Annotated in this window: 19 protein-coding genes and 1 pseudogene; 17 read left to right on the top strand and 3 right to left on the bottom strand. The window is 59.4% G+C overall.

Going from position 1 to position 20,844, the window contains the following annotated elements:
* Positions 1-306: 306 nt before the first annotated feature.
* Complete coding sequence (locus tag RWV98_RS07395; RefSeq protein WP_280961881.1) at positions 307-1,188, bottom strand: MerR family transcriptional regulator; 882 nt, start codon at positions 1,186-1,188, stop codon at positions 307-309.
* Positions 1,189-1,563: 375 nt separating this feature from the next.
* On the opposite strand from RWV98_RS07395, the gene RWV98_RS07400 reads away from it, so the two are divergent.
* The 16 genes and pseudogenes from RWV98_RS07400 to RWV98_RS07470 all read left to right on the top strand — a co-directional run bounded on the left by RWV98_RS07400 (position 1,564) and on the right by RWV98_RS07470 (position 17,646).
* Complete coding sequence (locus RWV98_RS07400) at positions 1,564-2,457, top strand: dihydrodipicolinate synthase family protein (protein ID WP_317864901.1); 894 nt, start codon at positions 1,564-1,566, stop codon at positions 2,455-2,457.
* A gap of 15 nt (positions 2,458-2,472) precedes the next feature.
* Positions 2,473-3,273: an NAD(P)-binding domain-containing protein gene (locus RWV98_RS07405; RefSeq protein WP_317864903.1), complete on the top strand. Its 801-nt coding sequence runs from the start codon at positions 2,473-2,475 to the stop codon at positions 3,271-3,273.
* 21 nt (positions 3,274-3,294) lie between these two features.
* Complete coding sequence (locus RWV98_RS07410; protein ID WP_317864904.1) at positions 3,295-4,533, top strand: hydroxyacid dehydrogenase; 1,239 nt, start codon at positions 3,295-3,297, stop codon at positions 4,531-4,533.
* Positions 4,534-4,543: 10 nt separating this feature from the next.
* On the top strand, positions 4,544-5,464 hold the full coding sequence (locus tag RWV98_RS07415; RefSeq protein ID WP_317865716.1) for a TRAP transporter substrate-binding protein: 921 nt from the start codon (positions 4,544-4,546) through the stop codon (positions 5,462-5,464).
* Between the two features lie 28 nt (positions 5,465-5,492).
* Entirely contained in the window at positions 5,493-5,987 is a 495-nt protein-coding gene (locus RWV98_RS07420) for a TRAP transporter small permease (protein WP_317864906.1), read from the top strand.
* A gap of 2 nt (positions 5,988-5,989) precedes the next feature.
* Positions 5,990-6,760 (top strand): annotated as a pseudogene (locus RWV98_RS19405) (TRAP transporter large permease); the annotation flags it as partial.
* Between the two features lie 28 nt (positions 6,761-6,788).
* On the top strand, positions 6,789-7,283 hold the full coding sequence (locus tag RWV98_RS19410) for a TRAP transporter large permease subunit (protein ID WP_442872120.1): 495 nt from the start codon (positions 6,789-6,791) through the stop codon (positions 7,281-7,283).
* A 605-nt stretch (positions 7,284-7,888) separates the two neighbouring features.
* Positions 7,889-8,794 carry a myo-inosose-2 dehydratase gene (iolE, locus tag RWV98_RS07430; RefSeq protein ID WP_317864910.1) on the top strand — a complete coding sequence of 302 codons (906 nt, stop codon included), beginning with the start codon at positions 7,889-7,891 and terminating at the stop codon, positions 8,792-8,794.
* A 34-nt stretch (positions 8,795-8,828) separates the two neighbouring features.
* Positions 8,829-9,512: a PIG-L deacetylase family protein gene (locus RWV98_RS07435; protein WP_317864912.1), complete on the top strand. Its 684-nt coding sequence runs from the start codon at positions 8,829-8,831 to the stop codon at positions 9,510-9,512.
* A 61-nt stretch (positions 9,513-9,573) separates the two neighbouring features.
* Positions 9,574-10,572 carry a substrate-binding domain-containing protein gene (locus RWV98_RS07440; protein WP_317864913.1) on the top strand — a complete coding sequence of 333 codons (999 nt, stop codon included), beginning with the start codon at positions 9,574-9,576 and terminating at the stop codon, positions 10,570-10,572.
* 51 nt (positions 10,573-10,623) lie between these two features.
* Positions 10,624-12,129 (top strand): sugar ABC transporter ATP-binding protein, encoded by a 1,506-nt coding sequence (locus RWV98_RS07445; protein WP_317864914.1) that lies wholly within the window; start codon positions 10,624-10,626, stop codon positions 12,127-12,129.
* On the top strand, positions 12,126-13,100 hold the full coding sequence (locus RWV98_RS07450; RefSeq protein ID WP_317864916.1) for an ABC transporter permease: 975 nt from the start codon (positions 12,126-12,128) through the stop codon (positions 13,098-13,100). Before RWV98_RS07445 ends, RWV98_RS07450 begins: the two co-directional genes overlap by 4 nt.
* 21 nt (positions 13,101-13,121) lie before the next feature.
* Entirely contained in the window at positions 13,122-14,174 is a 1,053-nt protein-coding gene (locus tag RWV98_RS07455; RefSeq protein ID WP_317864918.1) for a zinc-dependent alcohol dehydrogenase, read from the top strand.
* A gap of 181 nt (positions 14,175-14,355) precedes the next feature.
* Positions 14,356-15,342, top strand: a complete 987-nt coding sequence (locus RWV98_RS07460; RefSeq protein ID WP_280961894.1) for a LacI family DNA-binding transcriptional regulator — start codon at positions 14,356-14,358, stop codon at positions 15,340-15,342.
* A gap of 149 nt (positions 15,343-15,491) precedes the next feature.
* Positions 15,492-16,157, top strand: a complete 666-nt coding sequence (locus RWV98_RS07465; RefSeq protein WP_280961895.1) for a response regulator transcription factor — start codon at positions 15,492-15,494, stop codon at positions 16,155-16,157.
* Entirely contained in the window at positions 16,138-17,646 is a 1,509-nt protein-coding gene (locus RWV98_RS07470; protein ID WP_317864923.1) for a sensor histidine kinase, read from the top strand. Before RWV98_RS07465 ends, RWV98_RS07470 begins: the two co-directional genes overlap by 20 nt.
* Positions 17,647-17,695: 49 nt before the next feature.
* Here the strand turns inward: RWV98_RS07470 and RWV98_RS07475 are convergent, their stop codons facing one another.
* Together RWV98_RS07475 and RWV98_RS07480 are read right to left on the bottom strand one after the other, a co-directional pair.
* Positions 17,696-18,658: an ornithine cyclodeaminase family protein gene (locus RWV98_RS07475; protein ID WP_317864924.1), complete on the bottom strand. Its 963-nt coding sequence runs from the start codon at positions 18,656-18,658 to the stop codon at positions 17,696-17,698.
* A gap of 16 nt (positions 18,659-18,674) precedes the next feature.
* Entirely contained in the window at positions 18,675-19,727 is a 1,053-nt protein-coding gene (locus RWV98_RS07480) for a proline racemase family protein (protein ID WP_317864926.1), read from the bottom strand.
* A gap of 286 nt (positions 19,728-20,013) precedes the next feature.
* Between RWV98_RS07480 and RWV98_RS07485 the strand changes: the two genes are divergently transcribed.
* Entirely contained in the window at positions 20,014-20,745 is a 732-nt protein-coding gene (locus RWV98_RS07485; RefSeq protein WP_317864927.1) for a GntR family transcriptional regulator, read from the top strand.
* The last annotated feature ends 99 nt before the right edge of the window (positions 20,746-20,844 follow it).

Here is a 20,844-nt window from a genome sequence, read left to right on the forward strand (position 1 = left end):
ATGTGTTTTTTGTTATTCAATTATTTAAAATAAATATTGACAAAAGCCGGCGCAAGTGCTATAAAGAGAATATACGGAAAGACAATGTTATTCAGTTAAGGCATTTTCGTAAGTTTGTCATCCTGAGCGAAGCGAAGAATCTCGCGCGAACGCGCGGAATCTACGTTCCTCAGGATGACAATGGGGTAGCTTAACTTCATGACATCGGACGGAAATATCCTTCTATTCTAGTTTCGACCTATTCTTCCTTTTTTCTTCTTCTCTCGGGAAAGCGTCGCAGGCAACACGTCCTGCGGCGCTTTTCTGTTATTCAAAAATCTTCACGGGGATCTGTAGCTTGACCAAAATGTTGTTGTTGCAGTAATCAAAGATCGACATCTTGGCGATGACCTCGCCAAGGTATGGGCCGACGATCTGGTAGCGCTTATCCCGGATGAATTGCAGCAGCTTATCCAGCCCGATACATTCCGAGCGGCCGTCCATGGCGATATAGTTGCGGTAGATACAGGCATAGGTTCCGGCCTGCACGATCGTATGGGGAATGCTTGCCTGCATGGGGCCGTCGATCAAAAGCAGCGCGCCGCCGCACAGATAGTCTTCCTCCAAAAGCGCTTGCTGCGTGATGGTGCAGCAGGCCTGATTGAGCAGGGAAGCGGATAGGTTGTTTTCCTGAAGCGCCTCCTTGATCTGCACCAGCACCTTGGACCAAGGCGAGCCGTCGCAATAGCTTTGCCGCAGATCATACGGTTCGATCTCAAACGCCAATGCCGCCCGCTTGGGGATGAACTCGATGAACGCGGAATCCAAAACCGGGGGATTGCGCATGTGGGCGCAGCTATTGAGCTGCTTGATCAACAGGTCGCGCAGCGTGGTATCCGCCGTGATCTTTTCATTGAGCGTGTCGATCCGCTCGCTGAGCAGCGCTTCAAACACCGAAAGGTTCCGCTCGTCCAGCATGGATTTGATCTGCCGGAGCGACAGGCCCACGGATTTCATTTGAATGATCTTTTCCAGCCGCGCAAATTGGTTGCGCGAGTAATAGCGGTAGCCGTTATAGTCATCCACGTTTTGCGGTACCAGCAGGCCCATATCATGATAAAGGCGCAGGGTGCGCCGTGAAATGTTGAAAATCTCCGACATATCCCCGATGCTGTACCGGTCGTTTTCTCTTGAAAAGTACTGATCCACGGAGATGCCCTCCTTCACAAGAATGACGGTCGGAACGATCCCGCCGTATAGAAGGGATCGTTTAAAATGTGGGCTAAATATAGCCTAGTAATAGATTAGCATTATTTCCCGTTTCAGTCAAGCGCCGGACGAATCGTAAAACCTTGACGTTGCGGTAGGCCATAGGGAACCTTTGCTTCGATGGAATATTGGATATACCGCTGGAAACAGCGGTTTTTTTATGCTCTTTTCACAAAAAAAGCAGGGCTATATTTAGCTATTGACCCTATCGCAGGGGGAGTAGGTACAATGGCACTATAAGCAAAGCAGGGAAACGCCGATAACGGCGGCACGCTTTCTGCAATGCCGGTCAACAAGGATAAGGAGGCATACAAAATGAGAAACACCAAATTTGACGGGGTCATGACCGCGCTGATCACGCCGTATAACAAGGATGGCTCTGTAAACGCGGAAATGCTGAGGGCGCACACGGACTTTGTGATCGAGGGCGGCGTGGACGTCGTGATCGCGTCGGCCGGCAGCGGCCAATACGTCAACATGAACGCGGAGCAGCGCGCGTTTACCGTAAAAACGGTCGTGCAAGCGGCGGCGGGCCGCGTGCCGGTGATCGGCGGCGTTTTGGAGCCCGGCTTTGCCGAGGCGGTCATAAACGGCAGAAACGCGCTCGACGCGGGCGCGGAAGCTCTGCTGGTCCTGCCGCCCTATTATGTAAGCGTTACGCAGCAGGGTATTTACGATTATTTTCAGGCGCTGTATCAGGCGCTGCAAGCGCCCATGATCGTATATAACTATCCCGGCCGCATCGGCACAAACGTCATGCCGGAAACGCTCGCGCGCATGATGCGGGAGATTCCGGGCGTGATCGGCTGCAAGGAGTGTTCGGATTATACGCAGTTTTTAAACGCGGTGCGTCTGGCGGGCGACGACGGATCGATCTACAGCGGTTCCGATCTGGCGTTTGCCGATCAGGTCCTAGCGGGGGCGCGCGGCGGCGTGATCGCGGCATCCTGCGTGCTGCCCCGCGAATATGCCGAGATATACAAGCTGGCTCGGAGCGGGGAATCGCAAAAGGCGCACGCGCTCATCTTCCGGTATTTCGGTCTGGTAAAGGCGCTGTTCGGCAACGGCATGCACCCTTCGCCCCTAAAATACGCCATGCAGCTGATGGGGCAGGAGACCGGCGCATGGACCGTGCCCGTGAACGAACCGGACGAGGAGACAAAGGCGCTTTTACGTGCCGAGCTGGAAAAGCACGGCATGCTCGCGTGAAGGAGGAAAAATAGCATGAATCAGTTGCCTACCCTTGGTTTTGTCGGCACCGGCGCGATCACAACCGCGATGGTCACCGGTTTTTGCAGCCGCGCGGCCGATGTTCCGTACCCCATCGTCGTTTCGCCGCACTATGAAAAAAACGCCGCCAAGCTAAAGGCGGATTACCCCGACCGCGTCACCGTGGCCGACAGCATTCAGGCCGTGGTGGACGCGGCGGATTGGGTCATTCTGGCCGTGCTGCCCGAAGCGGGCGAGGAGGTTTGCCGTTCCCTGCGTTTCCGCCCGGCGCATAAGATCATCAACGTCATGTTCGATAAAACGGTGGAGCAGATCGCCGCTTGGATCAACTGCAAGGTGGATACCATGCTGCATATGGTGCCGTTAACGTTTAACGCTTTTACCGACGGCCCGATCGTACAGTGTCCGCCAACACCCGAGGCGGCGGAGATTTTCGGCCACATCGGCAAGATCATCTCGGTCGAAAAGCGGTACCAAGCCGCCGTGTTCGGCGCGATTACCGGCTGCGTGACCTCCATGTTCGCCGTCATGGATCAGCTGATCGGTTGGGCGCAGTCCGAAGGGCTGAGCGCCGAGCAGGCGACGGGCTATGTGACCAATTTCTTTGCCGCCGTCTGTCAGGAGGCGATTCGGCAGGATCGCACGGGCGTGCGTACGATGGCCACCGTCTCAACGCCCGGCGGCATCAATCTGCAAAATCTGGAGCTGATCGACGCGGCGGGCGGCATCAAGGCGTGGGCCGATGCGATCCGGCCGGTTTTCGCCCGCACCGTCGGCGATATCCCTAAGAACTGAGTTGGAAAGGCGAGGGAACACATGATGCATACCATCGTACTGATCGAGCCCACCATCCATCCGGCGGGCGTTCAGCTGCTAAAAGAAAAGGCCCGCGTGGTCATGGCGCCGGACGGCGGGGAGCAAACGCTGATCCGCGCCATTCAGGAAAGCGGCGCGCAGGGGCTGCTGCCCCGCATCGAACCGATCACCCGCCATATCATCGAAAGCTGCCCGACGCTTCAGGTTATCGCGGAGCCCGGCGTCGGACTGGACAATATCGACGTTGCGGCGGCGACCGAGCGCGGGGTGCGGGTCCTCCATGTGCCCGACGGAAACTATACCACGGTGAGCGAACACGCCATGCTGTTTATTCTCGCCTCGGCGCAAAACCTAATTCGCGCGGATGCGAATGTGCGCCGCGGCAACTGGCGGTACCGCGACACCAACCTGCCAAGCGACATTGCCGGAAAGACCCTGCTGGTCGCCGGTTTTGGACGGATCGGCCGCGAGGTCGCCAAAAAAGCGCAGACGTTCGGCATGCGGGTGCTCGCGTATGACGCGTTCGTGCCCGCCGGCCAAATGCTGGAAACGGGCGCGGAAAAGGTGGAGGTGCTGGAGGACGGCCTTCGGCGGGCGGACTTTGTCAGCATCCATCTGCCGCTGACGCCTGAGACGCGCGGCCTGTTTTCCACCGCCCAATTTGAAGCCATGAAGCAAAGCGCCTATCTCTGCAATCTGGGACGCGGCCCGGTCGTCGATGAGGCGGCGCTTTACCGGGCGCTCGTCGGCGGGATCATCGCGGGCGCGGCGCTCGATGTATTCGACCCCGAGCCGCCGTTTGCGGAAAACCCGCTGTTCCAGCTCGACAATGTGATCCTGACCCCGCACAGCGGCGGCGATACAAGGGAATCGCGCGAGCGCCTCGCGGTCAGGGCGGCGGGCGCGCTGCTCGCCGCGCTGGACGGAGAAACGCCGCTGGTCAACTGGGCGAACCGCCGCGACATGGAAGCACGCTGGAAGCCTTTCTTCACGTGCGGCCGACAAGGTTTCAACAACCATCAGGAAAAGGAGTATTCGCATGAAAAGATTTCTCTCTTTGCTTGCAGCCGCCGCACTCGTTTTCACCACGCTGTCCGGCTGCGGTCCACAAACGGGCGTGCCGTCCGGCGCGGGCGGCGCGGACACAGACGCGGCCGCGGCCCCGCAAAGCGAAACCACCGGCCCCGCGCAGCCGCTTGCCGGCGCGAGCGTGGTGCTCAAGCTGAGCCACGGCGATAATGATACCAGCATGCTCAAAAACACATGGAACTGTTACGCCCGCGTGTTCAAAAAGTCCATAGAGCTGTATTCCGGCGGCGAAATGACGCTTGAGATTTACCCGAACGATTCGCTCGGCAGCACGACCTCGTGCTTGGAGCAGTGCTCGCAGGGGACGATCGATATCGCGCTGTCCGCCTCGGTCGGCGCGCTGGCCGGTTGGGTGCCGAACGTGAGCGTGTTCGACATGCCCTACCTGATCGAGGACATCGATGTGTGTAATCTGGTGTGCGAGGGCGAGATCAAGGACGAACTGAGCGCCCAGCTGCAAAGCGCCGCAAATATGCGCCTGCTCAGCCTGATCCAGACCGATTTCCGCAACCTCGACACGTGGAAGGCGCCCGTGCGTTCGCTGGCCGACATGGCCGGCATGAAAATGCGCGTGCAGGAGATCGATCCGCACATCGCCATGGTGGAAAGCTGGGGCGCGGTCCCATCCTCGGTCGCCTTTACGGAGCTGTATTCCGCGGCCTCGACCGGCGTGATCGATTGCTATGAAAACTGCAATTACACCCTGTTCATGAACAACCTGTACGAAACGGTCAAATACATCACCGAGACCAAGCACGCCGCGAACGTTTGCATTTGCGCCATGAACGAAGGCTCTTGGAACAAGCTGACCCCGGAGCAGCAGGATATCATTCTGCGCGCCGAGATGGACGCGCGCCGCGCCACCAGCGGCGTGGTGGCCGCGAACAATGTGGATAACCTAAACGTTTTGGAAAGCAGCGGCATCGAGATCGTTTCGCTTACCGATGAAGAGCGCGCGGCCTTCCGGGACGCCTGCTTTGAAGCCGGCAAGGCGGCTGTGATGAACAAGGTGGACCCCGCGTTCTACGACCGCTTTACCAAGGCCTATGACGCCGCCGCCATGCTGATGGGACGCGCGTGAGCGGCCGCCGCTTTGTGAGGATTACGCTATGGATAAAATCAAAAGGGTGCAAAGCGCGATCGCCCGCTTCTCGCTGGCGATCGCCGCGGCGGGACTTTCCACCATCGCGGTATCGGTTTTTCTTTCGGTGCTGTGCCGCTATGTGCTGAAGATCAGCGCGATGTGGGTGGAGCAATATACCCGGTACATGCTGATCTGGGTCGTGTTTCTGGCGGCCAATGTGCTCATCTACAAAAACACGCTCATGCGGGTGGACTTTGCGGACAAGATCTGGCCGAAGGCGTTTCTCCGGGTGCGCGAAGGGCTTTATACCGTGCTGTTCGTCGTCATCCTGTGCACGCTGACGTGGCAGGGCTGGCTGCAGGCGCAAAGCTACTGGGGCGTTCCCGTGACCGGGCTGCCGGTGGATAAGTTCTGGGTCTATCTGTCCGTGCCCGTCGGCTCGTTTCTGATGCTGGTGCAGTATTTGCTGAATTTGGCGGCGCTTTTTTGCGCACAAAAAAGCGGAGGTGCGAACGAATGAGTATGCAACTGATTCTGGTGCTGGTGATCCTGTTCGGCCTGCTCCTTGTCGGCTCGCCGGTGGTCATGGCGATCGGCACCGCCGCGATGAGCTACTTTGTGTTCAAGCCGGACATGCTGGGCAACCTGATGATGTACGCCCACCGGCTGTTCACCGGCATGGATAGCTTTATTTACATCTGCATTCCGCTGTTTATGCTCTCCGGCGAGCTGATGGGCCTGACCGGCCTGATGGACCGCGTGGTGGACTTTTGCCGCATCTTTGTCGGCCGCCTGCGCGGCGGCGTGGCGTATGTCAACGTGCTGGCCAGTATGCTGTTCGGCGGTATTTCGGGCTCCGCGCTGGCCGATATCGCCGCGCTTGGGCCGATCGAAATCTCCATGATGGAGGCGGACGGCTACGAGCGGGATTTTGCCGCCGCGCTGACCGCGACCTCCGCCATACAGGGGCCTGTGATCCCACCGTCGATCCCGGCGGTCATGTTCGCCAGCCTGACGGCGGTTTCCGTGGGCGGCATGTTCATCGGCGGCGTGGTGCCCGGCATTATGCTGGGTCTGGGCCAGATCCTCGTGATCTTCTTTCTGGCGCGTAAGCTGCATTTTCCCAAGAGCAATGTCCGTTACAGCGCGAAAGAGGCGCTGCTTATCACGCTCAAATCCTTTTCCGCCATTTTTATGATCGTGATCGTGCTGGGCGGCATCATTTCGGGCGTTTTCACCGCGACGGAAGCCTCGGCGATCTCGGTGGTCTACGTGCTGCTGCTCGATCTGCTGTTCTACCATAAGCTGGAAGCCGCGCGATTTGTGGTCTTCCCTCAAAAACGCGGCGACCGGCTCGGCCTCGATCTTTCTGATCATCGGCTTTACCTCCATTATCAGCTGGATCTTGACCATGGAAAGCGTGCCGCTGATGATCAACAACTGGGTGGCCGCCGCCAATATTTCGCCCTATCTGCTGCTGTTTCTGGTCAACCTGTTTTTCCTGTTCAACGGCATGTGGATCTCGGATTCCGCGCAGCTCGTGCTCTTTGCGCCGATCTTTGCCCCGATCTTTCAGCAAATGGGCATTCATCCGATCCACTTTGGCGTTGTGATGGTCGTAAACGTCATGATCGGCCTGATCACGCCGCCCTTTGGCGTGGGCCTGTACACCGCCGCCAGCGTCAGCGGCTGCGAGCTCAAGGATATCGTAAAGGCTTCGCTGCCGTTTACCGCGTCCTGCATCGTGGTGCTCCTGCTGATCACCTACATCCCGAATCTTGTTTTGATGCTGCCGTGGCTGGCCGGGTACATTTGATCCTTCTACAAACAAGGGCTGCGACGAAACGAAAGGGAAAAAAACAAGGGATTCACCGGATCGTAGGGCGGGCTGTCCCAGCCTGACGAAAGCGAAGCGCCAGCAAAGCTGGGTGCACTGGACAGGCCGGTCCGGCCGAGCGAAGCAACTTGTCCGCTGAATCCCTCGGCACCCGGTACGGCACCATAGAAAATTGTTTGTATCACAAAAGGGCGGCAAGCGCCGCCCTCGGATAGGCGTAAGGGAAAAGAATAGCGGTCAAGGGGGAAGGAAAAACCGGAAGGTTGTTCCTTCCCCTTTGCCCCTGCGGCGGGAGCCGCACCGTCCTCGCGTCTACCGCAAACACCGAGGGCTACGACGTTTGTCGTTTCGTCGCAGCCCCTTTTTGTATCTGCGATTATTAATATGAATATATAGACATATTCAAATGAATGGATCAAGTTTTTGGAAACGGACCGATCAATTAATGGACAATATGCATAAAATAAAAGCAAAAACAATGAGATAATATACGAAAATGCGAAGGATGGGTTGACATAATTCATATTATAAAATACTATATAGGCACAACGTAACATTAATAAAACTTGAACGGAGGAATGTTTATGAAACCGCTATTTCAGAATGTCCGGTTCGGCGCGCACCCGATCTGCTGGTGCAATGACGACATGCTCGACCTTGGTGACGAGTACTCCTTTGAAAATATCATCGACGAGGCGGCGGAAGCGGGCTATACCGGCATAGAGCTGGGCCGCAAATTTCCCAAGGAACCCAAGGCGCTCCGGCAGGCGCTGGACGCGCGCGGCCTGCGGCTGACCTCCGGCTGGTGCGATACCATGTTCGCCTGCGCCGAGCTGCGCGACAAGTATTTCGACATGTTCCGCGAAAAGGCGAAATTCTTGCGGGATTGCGGCTGCGACGTCGTCGTCGCGGCGGAGGGCACGGGCTCGCGCTGCTGGGACCCGCGCGAATACCGCGCCAAAAAGGGCGTGGAAAAGCTGGACGACGAACAGTGGAAACTGTTTTTGGACGGCCTGAATGAAGCCGGGGATTTTGTAAACAGCCTTGGCATGAAGCTCGTCTACCACGTGCACACCGGCACCTGCTGCGAGACTTATGAGGAGACCCAGCGCCTCTGCGCCGGCACCGACCCGGACAAGCTGCACCTGCTGGCCGATACCGGGCACCTGCACTACTGCGGGGTCGACCTTGCGCGGTTCTTCCATGATTTCGCGGACCGCATCGCCTATGTGCACTTGAAGAACATCCGCGAGATCGTGCTCGACGTGGTGGAGGACTACGATATGGATTTCAACTCCTCGGTCAAATGCGGCATCTTCACCGTGCCGGGGGACGGCGGCATCGATTTCCGGCCCATCATGCAGATCTTGGCGGACAAGGGGTATGAGGGCTGGATGATGGTGGAGGCGGAACAGTACCTGCCGAGCCCCAAGACCCTGCACTTTATGAAAATGGCGCGCGAATACCTGCGCGAGATCACCGGCGTTTGACGAAAACAGAACCGATAAAAGGGAGGCTGCAAAAATGAATGTACTGGCAATCGGCGCGCACCCGGACGATATCGACATCTATGCGGGCGGCACCATGCTGCGCTATGCGGCGCGCGGCGACACGGTAAAATTCTGCGTCGTGACGAGCGGCAACATCGGCCATTACGACTATGACCGCGCGGAGCTGGCCGCGAAGCGCAAGGAGGAACAGCTGCACGCTGCGGCGGTCGTTGGCGCGGAGACCCTGTTTCTCGGCATGGACGAGCGCATCGTGGACGACAACCCGACGCGCGACGCGATCGTGAACGCGATACGCTGGGCCGATCCCGATGTGATCTTCACGCATTGGCCCGACGATTCCAGCGTGGATCACCATGTCATCGGCACGATCGTGAAGCAGGCGCTGCTGTGCCTGAAATGGAAAAACCAGAAGACCGAATACCCGCCGATCAGCAAACTGCCCAAGGTGTTTTTCTGGGAACCGAACGGCGGCTTCCACTACCAGCCCGAGCAATATGTCGATATCACGGACCAGATGGAGCGCAAGCGCGCTATGCTGGCCTGTCACAAATCGCAGGTGGAGCTGGAACAGGACTATATGCACGCGATCGAAGCGATGGGCATGTACCGCGGTTTGCAGGCGGGCTATGCCTACGCGGAGGGGTTCAAGGCGCATCTCTCGTTTGAGAATCCGCCTGATTATAAGCTGCTGCCCTAGGGCGGCGCGCCGGACCAAAAGAGGAAGCATGCAAACCGCGTGATCGAAGGAGGGAACCCACATGAAAAAAAGACTATTGGCATTGGGACTGAGCTTGGGACTGATTCTGGCGTGCGCCGGCTGCGGAAGCGGCGACGGCGCGGGCGACGCGCCGCAGGGCGAACCGCAGGCCGACGCGCCTAAGGCTGCGGAAAAGCTGCTGCTCGGCGTATCGCTGCAAAACACGGGCGACGTGTTCGACCGTATCCTGTACGAAGGCATGATGGCGTACGGCGAGGAGCATAAGGACGAGATCGACCTACAGATTCTAAACGCCCAAGGCGACGTCAACACCCAGTTGACCAACGTCGATCAGCTGATTAACTCCAAGGTCAAGGCGCTGGTGCTGTGGCCGCGCGACGTGGACGCGCTCACGCCCGCGGTGGAGGCGGCGAACGCGGCCGGCATTCCGGTGGTCTGCGTCAACACCCGCACCAACGGCGGCGCGTATACCTATGTCGGCTCGAACGATGAGGAGGCCGGGCGCATTCAGGGCGAGTGGCTGGCCGAAAAGCTGCCGGAAAACGCGAAGTACTGCTATCTGATGGGGCCGATCGGCCATTCCGGACAGATCGGCCGGAAAAAGGGTATGCAGGCGGTTTTGGCGGAAAAACGCCCCGATATCGAGCTTTTGGCCGAACAGACCGCCGAGTGGGATCGCGCGAAAGCGATGAATATCACGGACGACTGGCTCAAGAGCTTTCCCGAGGTGACCGCGATCGTCAGCCAGAACGACAACATGGCGCTCGGTGCGATCGAAGCCGTGCGCACGGCGGACAAGCTCGATTCCATCCTCGTCACCGGCACCGACGCGACCGAGGAAGCGTGCGCCAGCATCAAGGCGGGCGATCTGGCCATGTCGGTCTACCAGAACGCGCACGATCAAGGCTATTTCAGCGCCGACGTTGCGTTGAAGCTCGCGCGGGACGAATGGACGAAGGGCGATATGGATATTCCCTTTGAAGCGGTGGACGCGGAAAACGTCGACCAGTACATTGCGCAGTATGAGGCCACCGAGTAACGGCAGGCCCGGCGGCGCGCCATGGAGACGGCCTCGAATGGAGGGAACGGCATGACCGATCAAGCTGATGTGATACTCGAGCTGAAAAATATCGAAAAATCCTTTCCGGGCGTTCGCGTGCTCAAGCAGGTGTGCTTTACGCTGCGCAGGGGCACGGTGCACGCGATCGTCGGGGAAAACGGCGCGGGCAAATCGACGCTGATGAAGATTCTGAGCGGCATGTACCAGCCCGACGCCGGAGAGATCTGGCTGGAGGGCGAGCGGGTGCGCATCGCCAATGAAAGTCAGGGCATCGCGCGCGGCATTTCGATGATCTATCAGGAGCTCAATTCGGTGCTCGATATGACCGTGATGGAAAACGTGTTTCTGGGGCGCGAGATCACGCGCTTGGGGCTGACCGACAAGGCCGAAATGCGCCGCCGGACGCGCGAGGCCCTCGCGGGGCTGGACATGGCCATCGACCCCGATACGATGATGCGCAGCCTTTCGGTGGCCAGCCGCCAGATGATCGAGATCGCCAAGGCGGTCTCGCGCGAAGCCAAGATCATCGTCATGGACGAGCCGACCTCCTCCATCTCGCAGCGCGAGGTGAGCGAGCTGTTCCGGCTGGTGCGAAAAATGAAAGCGCGCGGCATCTCCGTCATTTACATCTCGCACCGGTTGGAGGAACTGCCCGAGATCGCGGACGAGATCACGATCATCCGCGACGGCGCGTGCGTTTTTGAGGGCGCGGCGAACGCGGTGACGGAAGGCGAGATCATCCGCCACATGGTCGGGCGCGAGCTAAACGACCTGTTTCCTAAGACCGAGGTGCCGATCGGCGAGGAGCTGCTGCGCGCCGAGAATTTTTCCAGCGCGGGCGTGTTCCGCCAAATCAGCTTTTCCGTGCGCCGCGGCGAGATACTCGGCTTTTCCGGGCTGATCGGCGCGGGCCGCACCGAGGTGATGCGCGCGATCTGCGGGCTGGACCCGTGCGATTCGGGCAGTGTGTTTCTGGCGGGCCGCCAAAAACGGATCAAAAACCCGACGGACGCGATCAAAAGCGGCATCGCCATGATCTCGGAGGATCGCCGCCGGTACGGTCTGGTGGTCATCCGCAGCATCCGCGAAAACATGATGCTCGCGCATATGAAGGCGTTTGCCGGCAAGCTCGGCCTGCTGAACAAGCATAGGGAGACCGGCGTGATCGGGGAGCAGATCGAGCGGCTGCACATCAAAACGAGCGATATCGAGCTGCCCGCCTCGACCATGTCGGGCGGCAACCAGCAAAAGGTGGTGCTCGCCAAGTGGATGGTCCGGCCGCCGCAGGTGCTGATTATGGACGAACCGACCAAGGGCATCGACGTGGGCGCCAAGTATGAGATCTACAAGCTGATGTGCGAGCTGGCCGGGGCGGGCATGGCGATTATCATGATCTCCTCCGAGCTGCCGGAAATTCTGGGCATGAGCGACCGCATCATCGTCATGGCGGATGGAGAAAAGCGCGGCGAACTGATGCGGCACGAGGCCACACAGGAAAAAATCATGGCTTTATCAGCGGGAGGGAGCAGGAAATGAAAGCGAAACTCGGTGGATTGAATTTCGGGCAAATGTTCCGAAAATGCGGTATTTACGTGATTCTGGCGCTGTTTATCATCATCAGCACCATCCTGCGGCCCGATGTGTTCCTGACCAAAGCAAACCTGATCTCTATTTTGGTGCAGATATCCATGACCACGATCTTGGCCTGCGGCGAATGCGCGCTGATCTTGGCCGGCAGCGTCGATCTGTCGGCGGGCTCGCTGGTCGCGCTCACCGGCACGGTCATGGTGGGCGTGTATGAAAGCACGGGCAGCATTCTGGCCGGCCTTGCGGCGGCGCTGGTCATCGGCGCCGCGATCGGTCTGGTCAACGGCTTTATCATCACCCGGTTCGCGCTGCCCGCCTTTATCGTCACGCTGGGCACGCAGATTCTCTCGCGCGGCCTTGCGCTGGTCTACGCCAACGGCATGCCGATCCCGGTCACGGGCGCCTCGTTCCGCGTGCTGGGGCAGGGCAAGCTGTTCGGCCAGATCCCGTACCCCATTTTAGTGTGCATCGCGGTGGTTCTCTTTTCGCTGGTGCTGGTCAACCGCACGGCCTATGGCCGCTCGCTCTACGCGATCGGCGGCAACGAGGAAGCCGCCAAGGCATCGGGCATTAAAACCGCGCGCGTGCTCACGGTGGCGCACGTTTTCATGGGCCTACTCGCGGCGATTACCGGCTATATCCTGATGAGCCGCACCAACGTCGGCCAGCCGTCCGCCGCGCTCAACTATGAGTTTGACGCGATCATCGGCGTGATTCTGGGCGGCACCAGCTTTTCCGGCGGCATCGGCACGGTCGGCGGCGCCGTGGTCGGCTGCGTGGTGATGGGCGTGCTCGCCAACATCATGAACCTGATCAATATCTCGCCCAACTGGCAGTATGTGGTCAAAGGCATCATCATTCTGTTCGCCGTGGTGCTCGATGCGACGACCAAAAAGCTGAGCCTTCGCGCCAAAGCCTGATTTTCCAAAGGAGTGTAAGCTATGAAAATGAAAGCGGTATATATGCACGGCCCGATGGACCTGCGGATCGGGGAGCGCGAGCTCGAACCGCTCCGCGAAAACGAGGTGCGCATCAAAATCGCGCGGTGCGGCATCTGCGGTTCCGATCTGGGCTGTTACAGCGGCAAAAGCAGCGAAGGGCGGTACGATATCGCGCCGTATATCCCGGGCCACGAATACGCGGGCACGGTGGTGGAGACCGGCCCCGCCGTGCGCGACCTTACGGTGGGCGACCGCGTGACCGGCGATTGCAGCATGGGCTGCAACGCGTGCGAAAACTGCAAAAACGGCAAAATGCCCTCCGCCTGCCTGCACGGGGACGAGGTCGGCTTCCGGCCCTATACGCCGGGCGCCATGGCCGAATACCTGACGCTGAAGGAAGGCAACGTGCATCGCCTGCCACCGGATTGGCCGTTTGAAATGGGCGCGTGGGTGGAAACCTTCTGCGTGGGTTATTTCAGCATTTGGGGCGGTAACGGCCATCTGGACGCCGCGGAGGACGTGCTGATTATCGGCGCGGGCTCGATCGGCCTGTGCGCCGCCATGACGGCCAAGGCATCGGGCGCGCATGTGATCGCGGCCGATCCGCTCGCCTTCCGCCGCGACGTCATCCTGCGCTACGGCGCGGATGAAGCGCTCGACCCGACCGCGCCCGACTTCGCCGAACAGCTTAAAGGGCTGACGGGCGGCACGGGCCCCAGCTATGTGGTGGAAGCCTCCGGCACGCCCGCCGGCGCGGAAAACGCGGTAAAGCTGGCGGCGGACGGCGCGCGGGTGCGGCTGGTCGGCATGTGCGAGCGGGACATCACCATCAAGCCCACCGATTTGATCTTTAAGAACCTGAGCGTCAGCGGCTTTAACGGCACCAAAAACGCCATGGTGCGCACGATCAAGTTCATGGACCGTATCCGGGACAGCTATGATTTCGCGGCGCTCAATACCAGCTTCTATCCCTATGAGCAGGCCAAGGCGGCGTTTGATTACGCCCTGCAAAACGCGGGGAGCGAGATCAAGGTGATGCTCACGTTCGACTAGGGCGACGGCCGAAGCCCTGTTCCGTACTGCGGCTCCAATCGCGTTACGAGCGGCGAATATGCCTGAAAACGCCCCGATTTGTGCAGAATATTGCGTGCCTTGCTTGAAAGTGCGCCGGTAAATCGGTATAATAAATGGGGACATCATGAATAAATGGAATAAAGTTTGAGGGTAACCGAAAGTGAAAAGAGTAACGCTGAAGGAGATCGCGGACAGGCTGAACGTGTCCGTCAATACGGTTTCGCTGGTGCTGCGCAACCAGCCGGGCATCAGCCGGGACACGCGGGAAGCTGTACTGAAAACAGCGGAGCAGCTCGGTTATCAGCCGCGCGCCGTGGCCGCGTGGAGGAATGTGCTGATCCTTTCCAACATCGAAAATACGGGCGACACCTATTTTTCCAACGAGTTTTTCAAGCAGATCAAGCTGGAACTGGAGCTGAACGGCTGTATCGCCGTTGCGCTGCACAATTTAAACGCGGTCAGCATCGAACGCATGCGCGAGGTGATCGACGAAAAGGGCGTCGAGGGCATCGTGGTGATCGACGAGATCGGTGAACAGCACGCGCTGCTGTTGCAGCAGCTTGGGCTGCCGGTCGTGTTGTACAGCTTTTATTTTCCCAAAATACCGTTTAGCAGCGTGATGGAGGACAATATCAGCGCCATGAGCCTGATCGTGTCGCATCTGCGCGCCAAGGGGTATGCGCGCATCGGCTTTATCGGCAGTTTGGACAGCAGCAAATCCTTTGCCGAGCGCTGGCTGGGCACCATGCTCGCGCTCAAGGCGGAAGGCATGGAGGTGGACATGCGGCGCATGTTTATCGACCATACCTACAGCGAATGCTGCGACGTCGGCTTTTTAACGCAGCTTTTTACCGCCAGCCCGCTGCCGGACGCGCTGCTTTGCGGCAACGATAAAATCGCCATGGCCAGCATCAAGGCGCTGGGGCGGCTCGGCTACGCCGTGCCGCGGGATATCGGCGTGGTCGGGTTCGACAATTCCGAGCTCGCGGGCCTGTGCATGCCGACGCTGACCACGGTCGATAACAATTCGCATTTGCAGGCGCGCACGGTCGTGCGCCGCCTGACCTATATGATGGACAGCGAGCGGCCGGTTCCGGTGGAACGCATCATCACCCCCGTCGCGCTGGTGCTGGGGGAATCCTGCTAAACTTCTCTTTTCCTTTTTCTCTTCTTTAGGGCGCGCGGCGCGGGGCCAAAAAAGCCCCACGCCGCGCGTCCCTGTATTTGCCTATGGAAAACTCCATACGGATTTCATAAAACCGTGCTATACTGGTCAAAGAGCGAGGAGGCGATCGCGTGAAGCGGATTTTGGTGGTAGAGGACGAACTGGAAATACAGGAGCTGCTGCTGGCGTACCTGCGCAGCGAGGGCTACGCGGTTACCCCGGCGGGGGACGGCATGCAGGCGGTGGACTTTTTTCGCCGGGAGCCGTTCGATCTGGTGCTGCTCGACGTGCTGTTGCCCAAGATAGACGGCTTCGGCGTGTGCGAGCTGATCCGGCGGGAATCCCGCGTGCCGGTGATCATGCTCACCGCGCTGGACGGCGAAGCCGAACAGCTGCGCGGCTTTGATCTGGAAATAGACGACTATGTGACAAAGCCCTTTTCCATGCCCGTGCTGCTGCGCAAGATCGCGGCGGTGCTGCGCCGCGCGGGCGGGCAGACGGAGAGCAACCTGCTGCGCTACCGCGACCTGCTGCTCGATCTGGACGCGCGCGAATGCACGTTTCAGGGCGCGCCGGTCGAGCTGACCCAGCGCGAGTTCGACCTGCTCTGCGAGCTGGTGGGAAAGCCGGGCCGGGTGCACACGCGCGAGGTGCTTTTGAGCCGCCTGTGGGGCTATGACTTTTTGGGCGACGAGCGCATCGTGGACAGCCATATCAAGAACCTGCGCAAAAAGCTGCCCGCGGATTATATCGAAACCATCAGGGGGGTGGGCTACCGTGCTGCGAAGGAAGCTTAGAGAAAGCCTTACGTTCCGCATTTTCAGCGTCACCTGCCTGCTGCTTCTGCTCGCGGGCGCGGTGACCTTCGGCTTCATCGTTTGGGCAACGCCCACCTCGTATCTGACCATCATGACCAGCGATCTGGATGAAAAGGCCGAGGTTTTGGCCGAGCGCCTGTCCGCCACCGCGTTTGACGACAGCGGCCCCCTGCTGGACGCTTTTGTGCGGGACGAGGCGGACGTGATGATCGTCGGCCCGGATGGAAAAATCGTGCAAACGCCGTCCAACCTCGCGGTCAGCCCGGTGTACGAGGATAAAGATGAGAATGTCGTGGTCGTTTCCATCGGCGGGGGAGAGGATACGCTCGCCGTTTCGTCTGATGTTTCCGGTGCGGTCGCGGAAACGGTCTCTGTGCTCACCTCGTCGGATGCATCGGGTGAAATGACCTACGCCTTTGAATATCCCGACCGGCAGGGGGAATACACCATGGTGGTGTCGCCCCGCGTGCGGGTGGCGACCAATCAGGCGGTATCGGCGCTCGGCAAGGTCGCGCCTTGGCTGCTGGCCGTTATGCTGGTCTTTTCCGTTTTGTGCGCGCTGTTTTATTCCCGCTATATCACGCGGCCCATCGTGCGGCTGAGCGGCATTTCCCAGCGCATGGCGGAGCTGGATTTTGACTGGAAATGCGGCGAAAAGCGGCTGGATGAGATCGGCGTTTTAGGCCGCAGTCTGGATGAGCTGTCCGGCCGCCTGTCCGCCGCGCTGGGCGACCTGCAAACCGCGAATGAAACGCTCAAAAGCGATATCGACCGCGAACGCGAGCTCGAACGGCAGCGGCTGCAATTTTTCTCCGCCGCCTCGCACGAGCTAAAAACCCCGGTGACCATCTTGAAGGGCCAGCTCACCGGCATGCTCGAAGGGGTGGACGTGTATCAGGACCGCGACGCCTATCTGGCAAAATCCCTGCGCGTGACCGCTCGCATGGAAGCGCTGGTGCAGGAGATACTCACCGTGTCGCGCATCGAATCGAACGGGTTCGCGCTGCGGGAGCAGCCGACGGACTTGGGCGAAGCGGTAAGCGCCCAGCTCGCTTTGGATGAGGATTTGATCGAGCTAAAGGGCCTAACGCTCACCGCCGAACTGCCCACGGGCACGATCGTTTCGGCCGACCCCGTTTTGCTGCGCAAGGTGCTGGATAACATATTGTCCAACGCGGTGTTTTACGCGCCGGAGGGGGCGAAGCTGCGCGTCGCCCTGCAAACGGAGCCGGAGGAGGCCGTGCTGACCGTGGAAAACAGCGGCTCGCACATACCGGAGGACGCGCTGGCCCATGTGTTCGAGGCCTTTTACCGGGCGGATAGCTCGCGCAACCGCCGCACCGGCGGCAGCGGGCTGGGTCTGTACATCGTCAAGATGATACTCGACCGCCACGGCGCCGGCTACGCCATACAAAACACGGCGGACGGCGTGCGGTTCACCATCCGCTGGCCGAAAAAACTACCCTAACAAAATAGGAAAGGCTGTTGCAACATGGGTTGCAACAGCCTTTTTTAGCTTATACAGTTTGATACACGGTGATGGCCATGGCCACATCCAGCACACAGGAGCCGACGCTTTCGTACAGGGTGATCTCGCCGTCGCTTTGGCGGCCGGGAATGTTTTTTACCAGCACGTCGCCCACGCTGCCGCGCACCTTGTCACGCGCGATCAGGCCCTGCGCAAGGGGAATCAGAATATCGCCCGCGGCGGCCCACAGCCCGTCCACATGCTCGGTGACGACAAAGCTTGCTTGCTCAACGGTTTGCGCGTCAATCTCCTGCATCGTGGGGGTGAACGAGCCAATGGCGTTCACATGCGTGCCGGGGCGGAGCGCCGCGCCGTCAAAAACGGGCGTGCGCGAGGGGGTGGCGGTACAGACGATATCGGAGCCTTCCACGCACTGTTCGCCGCTGCCGCACGGGATGATTTCGTACGGGCGGTTGCGGGCGGCGGCGATCCGTTTGGCAAAAGCGTTCATGCGCTCCGTGGAGCGGTCGAAAATGCGAAGCTCGGTAAGGGGGCGGACCTCCTGAATGGCCAATGCCTGCGTAAAGGCCTGCGTGCCGGTGCCGATGATGCCGAGCCTGCACGCGTCCCGCCGCGCCAAAAGCCCGGTGGCGACCCCGGCGCTCGCGCCGGTTTTCAGCGCGGTCAGGTAATTGGCGCCGATCAGGGCGAGCTGCTCGCCGTTTCGCGTGGAATACAGGCTGATGGTGGATTGGTCGCAGGGCAGCCCTGCTTTCACGTTGTCCGGAAACACGGCTGAAAATTTGGAGCCGAAGATCGGGATATTGGTACAAACGGCGGTGAGCCATTGCCCCATGTTTTTTTCGCTGCCCACCGGCATGACGATGCGGCCGCCGGGGTACATTTCCCCTTTGACGCAGGCGCGGTAGGCGTTTTCCACGGTTTGCAGCGCGGCTTTCATATCGAGCGCTGCGGCGGCCTGCTCTTCCGGGATGATCTTCAAGTTTTTCATTAAGAAACGCTCCTTTTTACGCCCAGATATCGCCGACCGTAAAACCGTTCGGGAAGGGGTCGGTCGGGTCGAGCACATAGGTGTTGTAGCCGTAGATCCACGATTGCCCGCCCACGGTGGGCACCACCGCGTCGTAATCGCCGATCTTGGTCTCTTCCACCAGCTCGCCGGTGTAGACGATGCCGAGTATGCCCTCGTGCCGGAACTTTTGGTGCAGGGGGAGCTGGCCCTTTGCGTGCAGCACCGCCATTTTCGCGCAGGTGCCGGTGCCGCAGGGGCAGCGGTCGAGCGCGGCGGTCCAAGTGGCGGGATTGTTCAGATCAACAAAGCCGCTGCCGACGCGAACGGAGTTTTTCCAGTCTGCCGCCGGGTTGTCGGTGGGGCCGGACAGCTCCACATTGGTGATGCCGATGCCGGGATAGTCCGGGTGGGCGACCGGAAGCTGCTCCTGCGCCGCGCCGAGGATGAGCGACGTGACACGGGCGATCTCCGCGCCGTGCGACGGGATCAGCTCCAGCCCCGGGAACTGCCGCACATCGGCGATCACGTAGAACATGCCGCCCCACGCCACGTCCACCGTCACCTTGCCCAGATGCGGCACCTCGATCTCCCGATCCAGATAGACCGCGAAGGCGGGCACGTTGCGGAAGGTGACCTGCGTGACCTTGCCGCCCTGACATTCGGCCTTGATGCGGATCAGCCCGGCGGGGGCTTCCAGCGTAAACTCTGTGACCGGCTCCTGCATGGGCAGCATACCGGTTTCCAGCAGCACGGTGGCGACGGAAATGGTGTTGCCGCCGGACATGACAGGGTATTCCACCTGCTCCATAATGATAAAGCCCGCGTCGGCCTCCGGGTGCTTGGGGGGCACCAGCAGGTTGACGCACATCGGCGGGTAGCCCCGCGGCTCGCGGCACATCAGCATGCGCACCTGATCGTCGTTTTGTTCCAGCCATTTCATTTGTTCGTATACGGTGGCCCCGGGAATATGCGGCACGCCGCCTGTGATTACGCGCATGGGTTCGCCGGAATGGGTCTCAACCGTGGTAAAAATCCTCTGAAAGCTCATGACGGTACCTCCTTTTTGATAGTTTTACAATAGTAGACCCGCGCGGGCAAAGCAAGCCGCACTTTGCACAAAACACGCCCTGCTGTTTTTCCACTTTGCACAGTGGCCCAAAGGATTTTGAACCTGTAACGCAAGTGGTCCTTTATTTCGCGTACCACTGGACGTTTCTGTTTTCCACAAATTTTTATAGAAAGTTTCGTGAAATATGCCCAAGGTGGGTGGGAAAACTTGCGGCCCCGCCCGGTACGCCTTATAATGAAAAATAACGGCAAGGGGGATTGTGAAAATGAAACACCAATGTATTGAGGAAGATATCCGGGGCCTGATTCTTTCCGGCGACGGGGTGGCGGCGGACGGGCAGCTTTGCAGCGAGCGCGATCTGGCCGCCCGGTTTCGGGTCAGCCGTTCCGCGGTTCGCAAAGCGATTGATTCCCTGTGCAGCCAAGGCTGGCTGATCCGCTTCCACGGCCGGGGAACCTATGTGAAGAATATGAAGGATTTTCACTGCTCCCAGTCGCTCTATTCGGTCACGCGGTGCGCCCAGCACTATGAGGAGCTGGGCATGCAGCCGCTCGTTACCGTGCTGGAACAGGCGGTGGTGCCCGCGAACCAAACCATTGCGTCCTATTTGAAAATCGCGGAAGGCGATCCGGTTCTAAAGCTGCAAAAGCTCTATCAGGCGAACCGCCTGATCCTCAATCTATCGGTCTCTTATCTGTCGCCGGCGGATTTTCCGGGTATCGAAAATCAGGATTTTTCCATACCGATCTGCGAGGTGCTCCGCGCCCGTTACGGCGCGTACCCCAGAAAAACGGAAAACACCATCGAAGCCGTGCTGCCCTCTGCGGAGATCGCCAAAAACCTAAAGATCACGGAAACAACGCCCATTTTGCTGTTTGAATCGCTCACGACCGGCATCATGAACGGGCGTTATTTGCCGCTGGAATATTATAAGACCTATCACCGCACGGATCACCTGCGTTTTCGCTTCGATCAGGAACACGAAGCGGTGGACTGAAACCGCCGTTTCTCCACACAAAACACAAATAGTCTTCAAGGGCGGTTCAAAGTCCGGCGGTATCCTTATCTCGTACTCCAAACGAGAAAGGATGCCTGA

This window comes from Agathobaculum sp. NTUH-O15-33, from assembly GCF_033193315.1.
Classification (GTDB): domain Bacteria; phylum Bacillota; class Clostridia; order Oscillospirales; family Butyricicoccaceae; genus Agathobaculum; species Agathobaculum faecihominis_A.

Bases quoted from the DNA above. Each gene is read 5' to 3' on its own strand.
- RWV98_RS07400 (WP_317864901.1), top strand. From the start codon at position 1,564: ATGAGAAACACCAAATTTGACGGGGTCATGACCGCGCTGATCACGCCG.
- RWV98_RS07405 (WP_317864903.1), top strand. From the start codon at position 2,473: ATGAATCAGTTGCCTACCCTTGGTTTTGTCGGCACCGGCGCGATCACA.
- RWV98_RS07410 (WP_317864904.1), top strand. From the start codon at position 3,295: ATGATGCATACCATCGTACTGATCGAGCCCACCATCCATCCGGCGGGC.
- RWV98_RS07415 (WP_317865716.1), top strand. From the start codon at position 4,544: ATGCTCAAAAACACATGGAACTGTTACGCCCGCGTGTTCAAAAAGTCC.
- RWV98_RS07420 (WP_317864906.1), top strand. From the start codon at position 5,493: ATGGATAAAATCAAAAGGGTGCAAAGCGCGATCGCCCGCTTCTCGCTG.
- iolE (WP_317864910.1), top strand. From the start codon at position 7,889: ATGAAACCGCTATTTCAGAATGTCCGGTTCGGCGCGCACCCGATCTGC.
- RWV98_RS07435 (WP_317864912.1), top strand. From the start codon at position 8,829: ATGAATGTACTGGCAATCGGCGCGCACCCGGACGATATCGACATCTAT.
- RWV98_RS07440 (WP_317864913.1), top strand. From the start codon at position 9,574: ATGAAAAAAAGACTATTGGCATTGGGACTGAGCTTGGGACTGATTCTG.
- RWV98_RS07445 (WP_317864914.1), top strand. From the start codon at position 10,624: ATGACCGATCAAGCTGATGTGATACTCGAGCTGAAAAATATCGAAAAA.
- RWV98_RS07450 (WP_317864916.1), top strand. From the start codon at position 12,126: ATGAAAGCGAAACTCGGTGGATTGAATTTCGGGCAAATGTTCCGAAAA.
- RWV98_RS07455 (WP_317864918.1), top strand. From the start codon at position 13,122: ATGAAAATGAAAGCGGTATATATGCACGGCCCGATGGACCTGCGGATC.
- RWV98_RS07475 (WP_317864924.1), bottom strand. From the start codon at position 18,658: ATGAAAAACTTGAAGATCATCCCGGAAGAGCAGGCCGCCGCAGCGCTC.
- RWV98_RS07480 (WP_317864926.1), bottom strand. From the start codon at position 19,727: ATGAGCTTTCAGAGGATTTTTACCACGGTTGAGACCCATTCCGGCGAA.
- RWV98_RS07485 (WP_317864927.1), top strand. From the start codon at position 20,014: ATGAAACACCAATGTATTGAGGAAGATATCCGGGGCCTGATTCTTTCC.